This window comes from Streptomyces sp. NRRL S-920 (genome assembly GCF_000717945.1).
Lineage (GTDB): Bacteria > Actinomycetota > Actinomycetes > Streptomycetales > Streptomycetaceae > Streptomyces > Streptomyces alboniger.
In genome coordinates this window covers 169,852-185,792 of record NZ_JODF01000002.1, presented here as the reverse complement: position 1 = coordinate 185,792, position 15,941 = coordinate 169,852, and the positions used below count along the sequence as shown (strand labels likewise).

The 15,941-nt window shown below is 74.2% G+C and carries 14 protein-coding genes; 9 read left to right on the top strand and 5 right to left on the bottom strand.

Translation table 11 applies throughout. The annotated features are described in order from the left end of the window. Positions 1-29: 29 nt before the first annotated feature. From IG54_RS0102345 to IG54_RS0102335, 3 genes are all read right to left on the bottom strand, one after another. The gene (locus IG54_RS0102345) at positions 30-725 is read right to left on the bottom strand and encodes an HAD family hydrolase (RefSeq protein WP_030776621.1); all 696 of its coding nucleotides are present in this window, start codon (positions 723-725) and stop codon (positions 30-32) included. Between the two features lie 33 nt (positions 726-758). Continuing rightward, positions 759-1,445, bottom strand: coding sequence for a phosphatase PAP2 family protein (locus IG54_RS0102340; RefSeq protein WP_030776618.1), 687 nt, complete (start codon positions 1,443-1,445; stop codon positions 759-761). 348 nt (positions 1,446-1,793) lie between these two features. Then, complete coding sequence (locus IG54_RS0102335) at positions 1,794-2,729, bottom strand: M56 family metallopeptidase (protein ID WP_030776616.1); 936 nt, start codon at positions 2,727-2,729, stop codon at positions 1,794-1,796. Between the two features lie 175 nt (positions 2,730-2,904). On the opposite strand from IG54_RS0102335, the gene IG54_RS0102330 reads away from it, so the two are divergent. Beyond that, positions 2,905-3,546 (top strand): HAD family hydrolase, encoded by a 642-nt coding sequence (locus tag IG54_RS0102330; protein WP_030776613.1) that lies wholly within the window; start codon positions 2,905-2,907, stop codon positions 3,544-3,546. 49 nt (positions 3,547-3,595) lie between these two features. On the opposite strand, the gene IG54_RS0102325 is transcribed toward IG54_RS0102330, so the two are convergent. Continuing rightward, positions 3,596-4,159 carry a DUF5134 domain-containing protein gene (locus IG54_RS0102325; protein WP_030776610.1) on the bottom strand — a complete coding sequence of 188 codons (564 nt, stop codon included), beginning with the start codon at positions 4,157-4,159 and terminating at the stop codon, positions 3,596-3,598. Between the two features lie 158 nt (positions 4,160-4,317). On the opposite strand from IG54_RS0102325, the gene IG54_RS0102320 reads away from it, so the two are divergent. From IG54_RS0102320 to IG54_RS0102285, 8 genes are all read left to right on the top strand, one after another. Next, positions 4,318-6,075 (top strand): FUSC family protein, encoded by a 1,758-nt coding sequence (locus IG54_RS0102320; RefSeq protein WP_051819208.1) that lies wholly within the window; start codon positions 4,318-4,320, stop codon positions 6,073-6,075. Beyond that, positions 6,072-6,608, top strand: coding sequence for a MarR family winged helix-turn-helix transcriptional regulator (locus tag IG54_RS0102315; RefSeq protein WP_037896064.1), 537 nt, complete (start codon positions 6,072-6,074; stop codon positions 6,606-6,608). The genes IG54_RS0102320 and IG54_RS0102315 overlap by 4 nt, the downstream gene beginning before the upstream one ends. 208 nt (positions 6,609-6,816) lie before the next feature. Beyond that, the gene (locus IG54_RS0102310) at positions 6,817-8,031 is read left to right on the top strand and encodes a M20 family metallopeptidase (protein WP_030776603.1); all 1,215 of its coding nucleotides are present in this window, start codon (positions 6,817-6,819) and stop codon (positions 8,029-8,031) included. Continuing rightward, positions 8,028-9,485, top strand: a complete 1,458-nt coding sequence (locus tag IG54_RS0102305) for an aldehyde dehydrogenase family protein (RefSeq protein WP_030776600.1) — start codon at positions 8,028-8,030, stop codon at positions 9,483-9,485. The genes IG54_RS0102310 and IG54_RS0102305 overlap by 4 nt, the downstream gene beginning before the upstream one ends. A gap of 74 nt (positions 9,486-9,559) precedes the next feature. After that, on the top strand, positions 9,560-10,327 hold the full coding sequence (locus IG54_RS0102300; protein ID WP_030776597.1) for an SDR family NAD(P)-dependent oxidoreductase: 768 nt from the start codon (positions 9,560-9,562) through the stop codon (positions 10,325-10,327). Between the two features lie 43 nt (positions 10,328-10,370). Continuing rightward, a complete protein-coding gene (locus IG54_RS0102295; protein ID WP_063756177.1) occupies positions 10,371-10,694 on the top strand; it encodes a DUF3311 domain-containing protein in 324 nt (107 codons plus the stop codon). Next, on the top strand, positions 10,691-12,202 hold the full coding sequence (locus IG54_RS0102290) for a sodium:solute symporter family protein (protein ID WP_037896062.1): 1,512 nt from the start codon (positions 10,691-10,693) through the stop codon (positions 12,200-12,202). Before IG54_RS0102295 ends, IG54_RS0102290 begins: the two co-directional genes overlap by 4 nt. Beyond that, a complete protein-coding gene (locus IG54_RS0102285; protein WP_051819207.1) occupies positions 12,199-14,580 on the top strand; it encodes a penicillin acylase family protein in 2,382 nt (793 codons plus the stop codon). The genes IG54_RS0102290 and IG54_RS0102285 overlap by 4 nt, the downstream gene beginning before the upstream one ends. On the opposite strand, the gene IG54_RS0102280 is transcribed toward IG54_RS0102285, so the two are convergent. After that, positions 14,536-15,888, bottom strand: a complete 1,353-nt coding sequence (locus tag IG54_RS0102280; RefSeq protein WP_030776588.1) for an NAD(P)/FAD-dependent oxidoreductase — start codon at positions 15,886-15,888, stop codon at positions 14,536-14,538. The genes IG54_RS0102285 and IG54_RS0102280 overlap by 45 nt on opposite strands. Between the last annotated feature and the right edge of the window lie 53 nt (positions 15,889-15,941).

The window sequence follows — 15,941 nt, the reverse complement described above, 5'->3', positions numbered from 1 at the left end:
GTGTTCGACGAGGTCTTCGACGCCTCACCTCACCCGGCCAGGTCGAGCACCGGCCGCAGCGCGTGCGGGCGCCGGTCGGCCGGCAGATGGTCGACGAAGTGCACCGCGCACCCGAGCGCCGCCGCCCCGCCGTCGGCCCGTCGGTCGTCACCCACCATCAGCGTGTCGCGGGGATCGGCTCCCAGCGCCTCGCAGGCCAGCGCGAACAGGCGCGGGTCCGGCTTCTGGATGCTGTGCTCGTACGACAGGACGTACGCGTTCACATACGCGTCGAGCCCATGGGCGCGGAAGACGGGCCGCAGATCCCACCCGATATTGCTGACCACCGCCACCGGGACACCCCGGCCGCGCAGCCCGGCCAGGACCTCCGCCGAGTCACCGTAGGGACGCCACGCCTCGGGAGTCATGTGCCGCTCGTACAGCGCGTCGTACAGCCGGGGATCCGGCAGCGCCACCTCCCGGGCGACCCCCGTGTACGCGGCGCGGTGCTGCTCGGCGCTCCGGTCGCGCTGCGCCCACAGTTCGGCCAGCCGCGCGGGCACCGAGACCGGCACGGTCCCGCCGGGCATCGCTCCCACCCGCTCCAGGCCGGCCGCGGCCCGCGCCAACTCCTCGTCGGCGAACGGCACTCCGAGATCGTCGGCCACGGCGCGCAGCCAGGCTTCGGTGGGCTCGATGCGGAAGAGGGTTCCGGAGAAGTCGAAGAGTACGCCCTTGATCGTCATGGTCAGGATCCTCCGCGGGCGCCCGACGACCGGTCAAGAGCCGCTCGCGCCATGCCTGCCGGGCCCGTACGCGTACGTCGTGATGGCCAGCGCCACCGTCAGCGCGCCGAGCAGCCAGCCGCCGAGGACGTCCGTGGGCCAGTGGACGCCGAGCCAGACGCGGGTCACCCCCACCCCGGCCACCGAGAGCACGGCGAGGGCCACGGCCGCGCGCCACGCGGTGCGGCCCACCCCGTACAGACGCAGCAGCCACAGCAGCATTCCGCAGACGACCGCCGCCGTCATCGCGTGGCCGGAGGGGAACGCCGCGTAGTGCGCGGAGTCCACGGGGTCCGACCACACCGGACGCGGGCGGTCCACCGCGGCCTTCAGCGACTGCTGCACCACCGAGGCCATCACACAGGTGCCCGCCAACCAGAACGCCAACCGGCGGGCGCCGCGTGCCGCGAGCCAGACGACGGCCACCGCGCACAGCGCGCGCATCGTCCATGGGTCCCACACCCAGTCGGTGAGGATCCGGCTCGCCCGGGTGAGACCCGGGTCGGCCACCGCCCAGCGGTGCGTGGTGCGGGCGATGCCCTCGTCGAGCGAGATCAGCGGCTTCCACTCCAGCGCCACCAGGAGGAGCAGCAGGAGGGACGGGACGCAGAACAGCGCCGCGGCGCGCGCGGCCCGGCGGGCGGGCGGTCGGGTGGGGGAGTCCAGTGTCGCGGGGTGCATACGGGGATCCTCGCCGACGGAAGGGGATGGAAACCATCTCCGGGCGAGCGGCGCGGCGTCACCCGGGACGGCCCGGTGCGGGTACCCGCGATCGCGCGGGGTGCCCATCGCGACCCGCGGCGGCCACCTCGCGGAAGGCTTTCCGGCCGCACCCCGGCCCGCCGACGTGCCCTAGGGCGTGTCCGCGAAGTCCCGTCTGCGCCGCGGCGCGCGGCACGCACTCTCGCCGCGTCGGCCGAAAGCCCGAGTACGCCCAGTACGAGGGCCTCCGGCCGGCACGCCGAGAGCACGCACCGGACGCCGCGACGCCCGCCCTGCGGGCGAACGACGCGACTTCGCGGACCCGCCCTAGCCCAGCGCCCGCAGACCCGGTACGAAGGTGACGAGGACGGGGATCACCGGGACCAGCGCCGCGGTGGCCGTCAGGCGCAGTCTGTGGGCCGCGGTGAGGCGCGGGTGGGCGGAGAGCAGCCGGTGCACGCGGTGCGGGACGTGCGCGTGCGGCGTCGGGCAGGGGCCGAACACGCCGCGGTCCTCGTTCAGTTCGACGAGGGCGAGCGCGATCGTCAGCCGCCCGAAGCGGCGCGACGCCACGTCGTCGGCGGCCAGCTCCACCAGGCGGTGCATCTGGTCGCGGAACGCGGCGAACACCCGTACCTGCGGGAAACCGGCGGCCAGCGCGCCCGAGCAGTGCAGCAGCCAGTCGTGCCTGGCCTGCGCGTGCCCCTGCTCGTGCGCGAGCACCGCATCGAGCTGACGGCCCTTCAGGCGGCGCAACGCGGCGGTGGTGATGACCAGTTGAGGCGCCTGGCCCGGCAGCCACCAGGCGTCCGGACGCTCGCCCTCCAGGACGACGAGGCGGTCGGCGCCCGGCTCCTCCCCGGGCAACAGCGGGGCACGCACGAGCAGCTCGGCCCGGCGCCCGGCCCGGCGGGCTCGCGCCAGTGCGATCTCCCGGGTCAGCATCGCCGCGGTCCACACGCCACCGCAGGCCAGCGCCACGGCGGTGGCGGCCGCCCAGGGGCCCGGCGCCTGGAGGGCGTACGCCTCGACCACGGCATGCGGGGCGGGCGCGAAGAGATGGCCGCGCACGGCCTGCCACGCGGCGGCCGCGCTGAGCGTCATCGACAGCGCGCAGCAGAGCAGGACGCCCGCCACCACGCACTGCCAGGCCCAGAGCGCGACCACCGGTTCGCGCTCCGGCCAGTCGGCCCGCGCGAGCATCCGGGGGGCGACGACCGCCGTCAGGGCGCCCAGCAGCAACAGTGCGACGGGGACCATCATGCCGCCCAGCCTATGAGGGCCGGGCTACCGAGGGGTATGGGCTGTCTCCTCAAGTGATGGACGCCACGGCCGATGTCCGCACGTCGCATAGGAAATGGGCCCCGATCGGGTCGCTCCGTTCCGCCGCCGAGTGGCGTCCGCCCGCGCGCGCGGGCGGACGCCGTAGTGTCGGAAGATGATCGAGACCATCGTGTTCGACGTGGGGGAGACCCTCACCAAAGACGACCGCTACTGGGCATCGTGGGCGGACTGGCTGAAGATGCCGCGGCACACCGTGTCCGCGCTCGTCGGCGCCGTCGTCGCGCAGGGCGGAGACGGCCAGGACGCGCTGCGGCTCATCAGCCCGGACATGGACATCGCCTCCGCCTATCACGCGCGCGAGTCGGCGGGCCGCGGTGAGCATCTGTCCGAGAGCGACCTCTATCCGGATGTGCGGCCCGCCCTCGGCGGTCTCCACAAGCTCGGCGTCCGCGTCATCGTCGCGGGCAACGCGACATCACGCGCCGCCGAACTCCTGCGCGGCCTCGATCTGCCCGTCGACCTCGTCGTCACCTCGGGGGACTGGGGCGTGGCGAAACCGGACCCCGCCTTCTTCGCACGGGTGCTCGAAGTCGCCCAGGCCGGGCCCCGCGAGACGCTCTACGTCGGCGATCACCCCGCGCACGACGTCTTCCCCGCCCAGCAGGCGGGACTGCGCACCGCGCACATCCGCCGCGGCCCGTGGGGCCATCTGTGGGCGGACGACGCGGCCGTGGCCGAGGCGGCGGACTGGCAGATCGACAGCCTCACGGCGTTGGCCTCGCTGATCGGCCACTGAGGCGTCCGGTCCGGGAGGAGCCGGTGCGCCCAGGCCGGCCCGGCGGGGGTCAGAGCGTCAGCAGCATCGCCAGCATGCCGATCCCCATCGACAGCCGGCACGCCCGCGCCAGCTCCGGCCGGTCGCCCCAGCCGAGTACCCCGGGGCCGCCGCCGCCCCGGCCCGCCACGGCCGTCCGCGCGGGGGCGAGCCGCGCGCCGGACCACAGGACGTACCCGGCGAAGTAGAGCAGGAGGGCACCCGTCAGCGCGGGCAGGCCCGCACCCCCGTGACCCGCGTGCGCGCCCGGCGTCGTGATCATCGCCAGCGACATGTACACCATGGCGGACGCGCCGATGAGGTGGTGGAGGTGGTGACGGCTCGTGCGGGCCGTCAACAGCGCGTGCAGCGCGGCCGCCCCGAACACCGCGGCGTAGCCGAGCCAGGCCCAGCGCGGCAGCGCGATCACCGCGGCGGGCACGGCCATCACCGCCATCCCGAACCCCATGAGCGCCTCGCCGCCCGCGGTACGGCGCTGTTCCTCGATCCGGCTGCGCATCCGCAGCAGACAGTAGGCCCCGGTCGCCGCGCACAGCGCGACGAGCAGCCAGGCGGCCTGCGTCGGTCCGTGCACCGCGCACCTCCCCCTGTCGACGGTGTCGTCGGGTCGATGCCCAGGCTCGCGGAGCCGTACGCGAGCGCACGGGGGTGCATGGGGAGCACAAGGGGGAGCGAGGCGCCGCCCGCCGAGGCATGTAGTTTCTCGGTAAAACACTTGCTAATGTTTTAGGTATGAACAGTACGCCACCCCCACCGCAGGCCCCGCCGCCGTCATCGCCCCCGTCCCCTCCCTCCACCCGTCCGCGTCGGCTCGCGCTCGCCGGGGTGCTGCGTCCGGGCAAGCCGTCCGACATCTGGTTCAAGCCCGCGTGCAGCGTGGTCGTGGCCACCGCGATACCGAACCTGACGCTGCTGGCCCTCGGGCGGCTCGACCTCGTGATGTACACGATGGCCGGTTCGTTCTGCGCGCTGTACGCCCACAACCTCCCGTACGCCGCCCGGGCGCGCGCCCTGGCGGGGGTCGTCGCCGGGATGTCGGCGAGCGTGGCCGTCGCGCTGGTCACGGCCTCGCTGACCAGTAGCGCCGTGGTCCTCGTCGTCGTCGGCGCAATCCTCGCCGCCACGCAGAAGGCGCTGTGCGACGCGGCCCGCATCGGGCCGCCCGGCCACCTGATCCTTACCTTCATCAGCTCGGCCACCCTCTTCGCCCCGCAGAGCCTCGGGCAGGTTCCCGGCCACCTCGCGCTCACCCTCGCCGGCGGGGCCCTGGCCTGGCTGATCGGCATGGCGCCCGCCGTCGTACGGCCGCACGGCCCCGAGCGCCGGGCCACCGCACGGGCCCTGAACGCGGTCGCGGCGTACGCCGAGAGTGCTCAGGCCGCGTCCGCCGACGGCCAGGACTCCGCGCCTGCCGTCGAGCGGGCCCGTGCCGCCGCGGCCGGTGCCGTGCACGCCGCCTGGCAGTCGCTGCTCGCCACCGGCGCCCGGACCGCCGAGGCCCGGCACGCCCTGGCCCGCCTCGTCATCCGCGCCGAGGAGGCCCTGGCCGCGCCCGCCACCGCCGACCCCGCGGCGCTGCGCGCCTGGGCGGCCGGCCTGCGCGGCACGGGCGTCGTCCCGCGCCCCGGCGGCGTACGCCCCGGTGAGCGCGACGAACTCCTCGGCGTCGCCGCCGAACTGGCCGGGCCCAAGGTGCCGCCGTGGCGTCGGCTCGCGCCCGGCTCCCCCCTGCTGCCCATCGCGCTGCGCACCGCCGTGGGCTGCGCGCTCGCCGGATACGGCTCGCTCGCGCTCGGCGTCGGCCGCCCCTACTGGGCCCTGGTCACCGCCGCCGCCCTCTACCAGGCCAACGTGACGCTCACCTGGAACCGGGGGGTGCAGCGGGTGGTCGGCAACCTCGTCGGCGTACTCGCCTTCGCCGCCATCGCGCCGTTCGCCCACCTCGGCCACGCCGAACTCGTCGTGAGCTGCCTCGCTCTCGCCTTCGGCGCGGAGGCGCTGATCAGCCGCAACTACTGGCTCGGCACCGTGTGCGTGACGCCGATGGCGCTGCTCGTCACCGAGTTCGCGCGGTTCCAGCAGCCCGGCGAGCTGATCCTCGACCGCGTCGTCGACACCCTGCTCGGCGCCGTGCTCGGCGTCGCGGCGGCCGTCCTCGTCACCAACCGGCGGGCCGTCGACCAGATCGAACAGGCCGTCGATGCCGTGGACCGGGCCAGGGAGCGGGCCGAGGCCGAACTCGCCGGGGCGGGCGCGGTCGAACCGGCGCGGCGCGCGCTCACCGCGGCCCTCGTCGATCTGCGTGCCGCGGCCGACGTGGCCGCCGGGGAATGGTGGCCCGGGGCCCTGCCCGAAGAGCGGGTCATCGCGGCCGAGCGCGCCGGACACCGTACGCTCGCGGCGACGGTCCGACGACGGAGTGACGAGAACGGTCAGGGGACGCGGCCTCGCGCGAGGGCCGCCGACGCCTGGGAGGGCGCACGAGCATGAGAGCAGAGAACGGTCCGGTGGCGGGCCCCGGTGGGGACACCGTGGCCGCGGTGGTGCGGCAGTGGCAGGCGGTGCGCCCCGACATCGACACCGGGCCGATGGAGGTGATCGGCCGCATCAACCGCTGCGCGGCCCTCCTCCAGCAGGCCGAGGACGCCCCGCTGCGCAGGGCGGGCCTGACCCGCGCCGAGTTCGACCTGCTCGGCGCGTTGCGCCGCACCGGTCATGAGCTGACGCCCGGGGAACTGGCCCGCGAGACCTTCTCCTCCGGGGCCGCGGTCACCAAGCGGCTCAAGCAGCTCCAGGAGCGCGAACTGGTCGACCGCCGCCCCGACGCACGGGACCGCCGCGTCGCGCACGTCCGACTCACGGACGCGGGCCGCGACCTGGTCGACGCGATCCTGCCGGAACAACTCGCCTACGAGACAGTGGTCCTGTCCGTACTCGACGGCACCGGCCAACGCGAACTGAGCGGGCTGCTGGGGGAGTTGCTGACCCAACTGGAGGGCCGACTCGGGGTGCGACGGGGCTGACGCGGGCGGGGCGGTCCCGGCGATCTTCTTGGCGCCGCGCCGGTTCACGCCGCGCACGGGCCGCCGCCCAAGATCCGATGGTTGACCCGGCCCGAACGTGGCGGCAGAGTACGGGAACTCACCTGGTCCGACCGGCTGACCGGGCGACGCGTCCCGAACGGCGCCCGCGGTCGATCACGCGGTCGGCCGGACGACTTGGAGGTTCTCCATGGCCACCGCACCCCCCACCGTCCCCGCCGTCGACATCGATGCCGCCGTCGCCTTCACCCAGGACCTGGTGCGGCTGCGCACCGTCAACGCCGCCGGGGCCGCCGAGGTCGAGCGGCCGGCGGCGCTCCTCGTCCAGCGCCTCTTCACCGCGTTCGGATGGACGTACGACGTCGTGGAGGTCGCCCCGGGCCGGCCCAACACCGTGGCCGTCGTCGAGGGCGGGGGCGGCGAAGGACCGACCCTGATGTTCGAGGGGCACATCGACGTCGTCACCGAGGGAGATCCGGCCGACTGGAGCGTCGACCCCTACGGGGCGCTGATCCGCGACGGCAGGCTCTGGGGGCGCGGCGCCGCCGACATGAAGTCCGGCGTCGCCGCCATGATCTACGCCGTACGCGCCCTCCAGCTCGCCGGGCCCTTCCCCGGCCGGATCGTCGTGGGCGTGCTGTGCGACGAGGAAGGGCTGATGCTGGGCGCGAAGGCGTTCGCTGCCGCGCCGCTCGCGCGGTCCGTGGACGCCGTCATCGTGTGCGAACCCGAGGGGTACGAGGTGTGCACCTCCGCCCGCGGCGGCATCCGGCTCCGGCTGGACCTGCACGGCGTCATGGCGCACGGCGCGATGCCGCAGGAGGCAAGGAGCCCGATCGTGGCGGGCGCCCGCGTCGTCGAGGCGCTGGCCGCCGTCCAGACGTGGGCCGAGGAGCGCTACGGCACGCATCCGCACGCGGGGCGCGTGACCGTCACGCCGACCGTGCTGCTCGGCGGCGACCCCGACCAGCTCAACGTCATCCCCGCGCACGGCGTCGTCGGCGTCGACGTGCGCACCATCCCGGGCACCGACCACGCCGAACTCATCGACCGCGTAGAGGAATCGGCGCGCGCCGCGGCCGCCACGGTCGGAGTGGAGATCGGCCTGACCGTCGTCGACGACCGGCCCGCCGTCGAGATCGCCGAGGACCACCCCGTAGTGAGTGCGCTGGTGGCCGGGCACCGCCAAGTCCACGGCGCGCCACCACCGTTCGGCGCCGTCCCCGGCACCACGGACGGCACGATCCTCACCCGCGACGCCAAACTGCCCACCGTCGTCTACGGCCCCGGCGGCAAGTGGATCGCGCACCAGAAGGACGAGTACGTCGAGGTGCGCGAGATCGGCGAGTACGCGCGCGTGTACGCCGCCGCGGCGCGCACCTTCCTCACCGGGGGCGCCCGGTGACGACGTACACCACCACGTACACCCCGCCCCCGGACGGGCTGCCCATCGGGGACGCCTGGGTCTCCGCGCCGGGCCGCCGGGCCGTCACCTTCCCCTACGACGGCAGCGAGATCGCCCGCGCGCCCGTCGGTGACGCGGCGCTCGCGCGGCAGGCCGTCGAGCACGCGGCCGGACTGCGCAGGACGGTCGGCGCGCTGCCCGCCCACACCCGGCGCCAGGTGCTCGCCGACGTCGCGGCGGCGCTCACCGACGAGCTGCCCGGCCTCGTGGACCAACTGGTCCTGGAGACCGGCAAGCCGCGCGTGGACTGCGACATCGAGATGCTGCGGACCGTCGCCACCTGGCAGGCCGCCGCCGACGAGGTGGGCCATCTGCACGGCGAGACCGTGCCGTTGGACGTCCAGCCGTCCGGCGAGGGGCTCTTCGGATTCTGGACGCGGCGCCCCGTCGGCGTCGTGGTCGGCATCGCGGGCTTCAACTACCCCCTGCTGCTGGCCTCCCACAAGATCGCGCCCGCGCTCGCCGCGGGCTGCCCGGTCATCGTCAAACCGGCCCCGGCGACCCCCCTGGCCACTCTGCGCCTCGTCCACCTCGTCCGCGAGCGCCTCGCCGCGGCCGGCGTCCCTGTCGGAGCGGTCCAACTGGTCACCGGAGGAGCGGAGGTGGGCCGCACCCTCACCACCCACCCGGACGTCGCCGCGGTCTCCTTCACCGGCTCCGCGGCCGTCGGCCACCGCATCGGGCGCGACGCCGCGCCCCGCAAGGTCGTACTGGAGCTGGGCTCCAACGCCGCGCTCGTCGTGGCCGCGGACGCCGATCTCGACGCGGCGGCGGACGCGGTGGTGCGCGGCGGGTACTACGCGTCCGGGCAGGCCTGTATCTCCGTGCAGCGGGTCGTCGCCGTCGACGCGGTCGCCGAGATGCTGGAGAGGAAGATCGCCGAGCGGCTGCGGGCGGTGGTCGTGGGCGACCCGCGCGATCCGGCCACCCGGGTCTCCGCCCTCATCGACGAGGCGGCCACCGAGCGGGTCGCCGACTGGATCCGGCGGGCCCGCGCGGCGGGCGCCCGCGTGGTCGCCGGGGGCACGCGGGAGGGCCGCTGCCTCACGCCGACGCTGCTCGCGGGCGTGCCGGACGGGGAGCCCGCCTGGGACGAGGAGATCTTCGGCCCGGTGGTCTGCCTGCGCGCGGTTCCGGATCTGGAGACGGCGTACGACGTCGTCAACGCGAGCCGCTACGGCCTGCACGCGGCGCTCTTCACCCGCGACCTGGGCGCCGCCTTCCGCGCGGTCGAGGAACTGGAGGCGGGCGGCGTCGTGATCAACGAAGTGCCCGGCTACCGCAGTGACATCGCGCCCTACGGCGGCGTCAAGGCCTCGGGCATCGGCCGCGAGGGCCCGCGCTTCGCGATCGAGGAGCTGACGGTGACGCGGATGACGGTCGTCCGGCCCTGACCGGCCGGCCCCCGCCACCGCCGGCCCGCCCCCGCCACCAGTGACACCCGGCGAGTGAGAGAGGCAGCGACACGATGGAGTACGCCAGTCTGTTCCGGCTCGACGGGCGCCGCGTCGCGGTCGTCGGCGGCGCGAGCGGCATCGGCCGCGAGGCGGTGCGCGCGCTGGCCGCGCAGGGCGCGCATGTCATCGTCGCCGACCGCGATGAGGCGGGCGCGGCGGAGACGGCACGGCAGGCCCCCGGTGCGACTCCCTACCCCCTCGACGTCCTGGACCCCGAGGCCGTACGGGACGCGGCCGCCGCGTGGGGCCCGCTGGACGGCCTCGTCGTCACCGTCGGCGTCAACGTCCGCAAGCGCGTCGCCGATTACAGCCTCCAGGAGTTCGACCGGGTCATCGGGCTCAACCTGCGGTCCTACCTCACGCTCATCCAGGCCGTCGCCCCCGGCATGGCCGCACGCGGGCGGGGGAGCGTCGTCGGATTCGCGTCCATGCGGGCCTTCCAGGTCGAACCGGGGCAGGGCGCCTACGCCGCGTCGAAGGCCGGGCTCATCCAGCTCCTGCGGACGGCCGCCGCCGAGTGGGGGCCGCGCGGGGTGCGGTTCAACGCCGTCGCGCCCGGCGTCGTCCGCACCCCGCTGACCGATCAGATCGCCGCCGACCCGGCCTGGTTCGCGGCGTACGCCGAGGCCTCCGCGCTGAAGCGGTGGGCACGGCCCGAGGAGATCGCGGGGGCCGTGGTCTACCTCGTATCCGACGCGGCTACCTTCGTCACCGGCAGCGTCCTGACCGTCGACGGCGGCTGGACAGCGGTCGACGGGCGGTACGACCCCTCGCTGTGACGCCCCCGCCCCACGCACCACCGCACGACCGAGAAGGAGCACGATGTCCCGCCCGGAGAACCCAGGCCCGCCCCCGGCGGACCCCCTCGACGGCCTGCCGAGCCTCCGCGGCGCCGCCCGCCCCTCCCTGTGGCTGCTGCTCGTGCCCGTCCTGCTCTACGGCGCCGCCCCGCTGGTCGCCAACCGCGTCGAGCCGCGCGTCCTCGGCGTCCCCTTCCTGCTCGCCTGGGTCATCGCCGCGACGGTCGTCAGCCCGCTCGCCATCTGGCTCGCGGCCCGCCTCGACCCGGCGTACCGGCTGAACGCGGTCGAGCCGATCCCCGCGGACGACCACGAAAGCGACCGCGCCCGGGGAGACGACCGATGAGCGGGTCCGCCGCGATCGCGACCACCGTCTTCGGGCTCGCCATGGTCGCCACCATCGCCATCGGCGTGCTGAGCGCCCGCGGCCGCTCCAAGGGCCTCACCGAGTGGTCCGTGTCCAGCCGCGGACTCGGCGTGCTGTTCATCTGGCTGCTGATGGCGGGCGAGACGTACACCAGCTTCTCCTTCCTGGGGACGGCCGGCTGGTCGTACTCCTTCGGCGCGCCGATCCTCTACCTCGTCGCTTATCTGACGGTCGGCTTCGCCGTCGCCTACGTCGTGGGCCCCGCCCTGTGGACGTACGCCTCCCGGCACGGCCTCATCTCGATCGCCGACATCGCCGAATTCCGCTTCCGGTCACGGCCGGTGGGCATCCTCGTGGCGGTCGTCGCGACGCTCTTCATCGTGCCCTACATCCAGGTGCAGATCCAGGGCATGGGCGTGGTCGTGAACGCCATGACGTACGGCGGCGTCGACCTGAAGGTGGCGGCCGTCATCTCCTTCGTCGTCGCCGAGGTGTTCATCCTCGTATCCGGGCTGCGCGGTTCGGCCTGGGTGAGCGCCTTCAAGGACGTCCTGGTGATCCTCGCCGTCGTCTTCCTCGCCGTCTACATCCCGACGCACTACCTCGGAGGCGTCGGCGACCTCATGCAGCGCATGGTGACCGAGAAGCCCGAGTGGCTGACCTTCCCCGGGCACGCGTCGGGCGGCCGGGACTCGGTGTGGTTCCTGAGCACTGTCGCCCTCAACGCCGTGACCATCACCATCTTCCCCACGACGGTCGCGGGCTATCTGAGCGCCAAGAGCCCCAACGCCCTGCGGCGCAACGCCCTGTTGCTGCCCTGGTACCAACTGCTGCTCTTCGTGCCGATGGTCGTCGGCGCCACCGCCCTCTTCGTGATGCCGACCCTCGGCAACCCCGACCTCGCCCTGTTCAGCCTCGTCACCGACTCGCTGCCCGCGCCCGTCGTCGCCGTCATCGGGGTCGCGGGCGCGCTGTCGGCCATCGTGCCGATGAGCGTCTTCATGCTGTCCATCGGCACGCTCTGGGGGCGCACCATCCTGGGCGGCGGCAACGGCTCCGACCCGCGCCGCCCTCCCGCCGCCGACGGCCGCGCCGAGGCACGCGACAGCCACGCCAAGCGGCTCTCCCAGGCCGTGTGCGTCCTCGCCGGACTCGTGGCGCTCGCGGGCAGCCTCTTCTACCCGAACACCCTGGTGGAGCTGTCCGTCCTGTCGTACGAGGGTCTCGCGCAGCTGGTGCCCGTCGTGCTCCTCGCCCTGTTCTGGCGCCGGCTGACGGCGCGTGCGGCCGTCGCGGGGATGCTGGTGGGCCTCGCGGTGATGTTGGGGCTGTGGGGCACGGAGAACGATCCGTGGCACGGGATCAACGGCGGCATCATCGCGCTCGCCGCCAACCTCGTCGTGACGGTGGCCGTCACCCGGCTCGCCCCGGGCCCGGCCCCCGCGCGCCCATCGGCCGAGCACATCAAGGTGGAGGCAGGACGATGACCCATACCGATGCCGAGAGCGATACCGGTACCGAAGCGACGGAGTTCGAGGTCCCGGGGCTCGCCGAGCCGGTGGAGATCCTCATCGACCGGTGGGGCGTCCCGCACCTGTACGCCGCCTCGCCGGACGACCTGTTCCTCGCCCAGGGCTTCAACGCCGCCCGCGACCGGCTCTTCCAGCTGGACCTGTGGCGGCGGCGCGGACTCGGCCTGCTCGGCGAGGTACTGGGCGAGGCCTACACCGAACACGACCGCGCCGCCCGCCTCTTCCTCTACCGCGGCGACATGGCCGAGGAGTGGCGGGCCTACGGCGACGGCACCGAGCGCGTCACGACGGCGTTCGTGAACGGCATCAACGCCTACGTCGCGCTCTGCCGCCGCGAGCCCGCCCAAACCCCTCCGGAATTCGCCCTGCTGGGATACGAACCGGCCTACTGGGAGCCCTCCGACGTGGCCCGCGTCCGCAGCCACGGCCTCCAGTACAACCTCCACGACGAAGTCGCCCGCGCCCTCACCCTGCGCGACCACGGCCCCGAGGCCGAGGAGCTGCGCAGGCGCCGCGAACCTCAGCCGCACCGCCTGCGCGTCCCCGAAGGCCTCGACCTGTCCGTCATCCCCGACGACGTCCTGCGCGTGTACACCCTCGCGACCATCCCGCCCTGGGCCGCCGGCACAGCACCGCGCCAAGGCCTCGACGGCTCCAACAACTGGGTCATCGCCCCCGCCCGCACCGCCACCGGACGCCCCCTGCTCGCCAACGACCCGCACCGCGGCATCACCCTGCCCGCCCTGCGCTACCTCGCCCATCTGAGCGCTCCCGGCATCGACGTCATCGGGGCGGGGGAGCCCGCGCTGCCCGGCATCTCCATCGGCCACAACGGCCACCTCGCGTTCGGCCTGACCATCTTCCCGATCGACCAGGAGGACCTGTACGTCTACCGCACCAACCCCGCGAACCCGCACGAGTACTGGTACCAGGACCGGTGGGAGCCGATGACCCTGGTCACCGAGGAGATCCCGGTGCGCGGCGGCCAACCGGTCACCGCCGAGCTGTGGTTCACCCGGCACGGCCCGGTGATCCGCGAACGCCCCGAGCGCCACGCGGCGTTCGCGGTCCGCGCCGCCTGGCTCGGCCCCGGCATGGCCCCCTACCTCGGCAGCATGGAGTACCTGCGGGCACACGACCCCGACGCCTTCGTCACCGCGATGCGCAGCTGGGGCGCGCCCGGCGAGAACCAGGTCTACGCCGCCCCCGACGGCACGATCGGCTGGTGCCCCGCGGGCCGCGTCCCGGTGCGCCGCGGCTGGGACGGCACGCTCCCGGTGCCGGGGGACGGGCGCTACGAATGGGACGGCTTCCTCGACAGCGAGGAACTGCCCTCGGCGCGCGACCCCGAGCAGGGCTGGTTCGCCACGGCCAACCAGATGAACCTGCCGCCCGGCCGTCCCGCCGACGCCGCGACCATCACGTACGACTGGTACGCCCCGACGCGCCACGACCGGATCCGCGAGGAACTCGCCGCGCGCGACGACTGGACGGTACGGGACTGCGTACGCCTCCAGACGGACTACGCCAGTCTCCCCGCGCGCCGCGTCCAGGCACTGCTCACCGGCCTCAGCGCCCAGGACGCCACCGTGGCCGCCGCGCTGGACCTGCTCCGTCACTGGGACACCCGTCTGACGCCGGACTCCGCGGCGGCCGCGCTCTTCGAGGTCTGGTACCGGCGGCATCTGCGCCCCGCCCTGCTGAAGCGGGCGCTCGGCGCCGCGGGGGTCGGCCCCGACGCCCTGGCGCGGATCCTGCCCGTGGAGGACGCCGCCGCCGACCCCCGCGTCGACCTGCCCCTGCTGACCGCGGACCCGGACCCCGCTCTGCTGCGCGCCACCCTGGCCGCCGCGGTCGGTGAGGTCTCCGCGCTGCTCGGCCCGGACCCGGCCCACTGGGCCTGGGGCGCCCTCCTCCACGCCCACCCGCACCACCCCGTCGCCGCCCTGCTCGACGGCCGCCCCGCCCCGCCGTGGGCATCCGTCGGGCCGGCCCCGCGCGGCGGCAGCGGCGACACGGTAGGAGCCGCCGCCTACGGCCCGGGGTTCCGGCAGACGACGGGCGCCACCTTCCGCCTGGTCGTGGACGTCGGCGCCTGGGACAACTCGGTGGCGATGAACTCCCCGGGCCAGTCCGGCGACCCGCGCGACCCGCACTACGCCGACCTGTTCGACTCCTGGGCGGCCGACGGCTCCTTCCCGCTGCTCTACTCCCGGCAGGAGGTGGAGAAGCACACGGTCCGCACCCTCAGCCTGCGGCCCGCCGAAAGCTCACAGCCCGCCGAAGGCTCACAGCCCGGCCGAGGCCACCCGCGCGCTGATCTCCTCCCGTGACAGATACGCGTCCGTCATCTCGAAGTCCTTGAGCGTGGCGGGGCGTTGCGCCTGGAAGCCGGTGCGGACGTAGTCGTCGCCCGCGACCGCGTTGAGCCCCCAGTTGGCGGCCGTGCGGAAGCGGGCGGTCAGCGTGCGCAGCGCCCCCAAGTGATAGCCGCGCGCCACCACCTGGGCGGGCAGCCCGGTCAGCTGCACGCCCAGCGGCTTGGACACCGCCTGGATGCCGCCGAGGTCCACGACCAGGCCCATGTCCTTGTGCCGGTAGTCGGCGAGCGGGAAGCCGCGCAGCGCCGCGAGGACGTTCTTCGCGGCGGCCCAGCCCTGGCGCATGGCGTGCTGCGCGGTCGGCGGGCAGACGGCGTCGCCGCCCTTGGCGAGGTCCGGCACGGCCGCCGCGTCGCCGAGCGCGAACACGCCGTCCAGGCCCGGCACCGTCAGATCGGGGCGCACGACCAGGCGGCCCTTGTTGGTGTCGGCGCCGAGCGTGGCGATGAGCGGGCTGGGCGCGACGCCCGCGGTCCAGATCAGGGTGCGGCACGGCAGGACGCGGTCGTCGGTGAGCGTGACGGTGTCCTCGGTGGCCTTGGCCACGGACACCCCGAGAGAGACGTTCACGCCGCGGCGCTGCATGATCTCCATCGCCTTCTCGCCGAGCCGGTCGCCCAGCTCGGGCATCAGCTTCGGGGCGACGTCCACCACATGCCACTTGATCTGCGACACGTCCAGACCCGGATAGCGCTTGACGGCGGCGCACGTCAGCCGCTGGAGGTAGGCGGCCGTCTCCACGCCCGCGTAGCCGCCGCCGACCACGACGAACTGCAACCGCTGCTCGCGCTCCTCGCGGTGCGAGCTGGCCGCGGCCAGGTCCAGCTGGGAGATGACGTGGTCGCGGATCCAGGCGGCCTCGGCGAGCGTCTTGACGCCGACCGCGTACTTGTCGACGCCCGGGATGTCGAACTGCCGCGTCACACTGCCCGGCGTCAGGACCAGGTAGTCGTAACGCTCCACGACCTCCTCGCCGTTGATCTTCCGCACGATCACGGCCTTCGCCTTGGTGTCGACGCCGATGGCACCGCCCGGCACGATGGCCGTGCGGCGCAGCATCCGGCGCAGGGGCACCGCGACCGACTGCGGGGTGAGCACCCCGGAGGCGACGTGGGGCAGAAGCGGCAGATAGAGCTGATGGTCCATCGGACTGATCAGGCGCAGCTCCGCCTCGTGTGGCGCGAGTTTCCTCTCGAGCTTGTGCGCGCACTCCATGCCGGCGAAGCCGCCGCCGACGATGAGGATCCGGGGAGCTGCCATGTGATGTCACTCCAAGACTGTGGGAGATCGTCTTGCTGGACCTTCTCGGGACC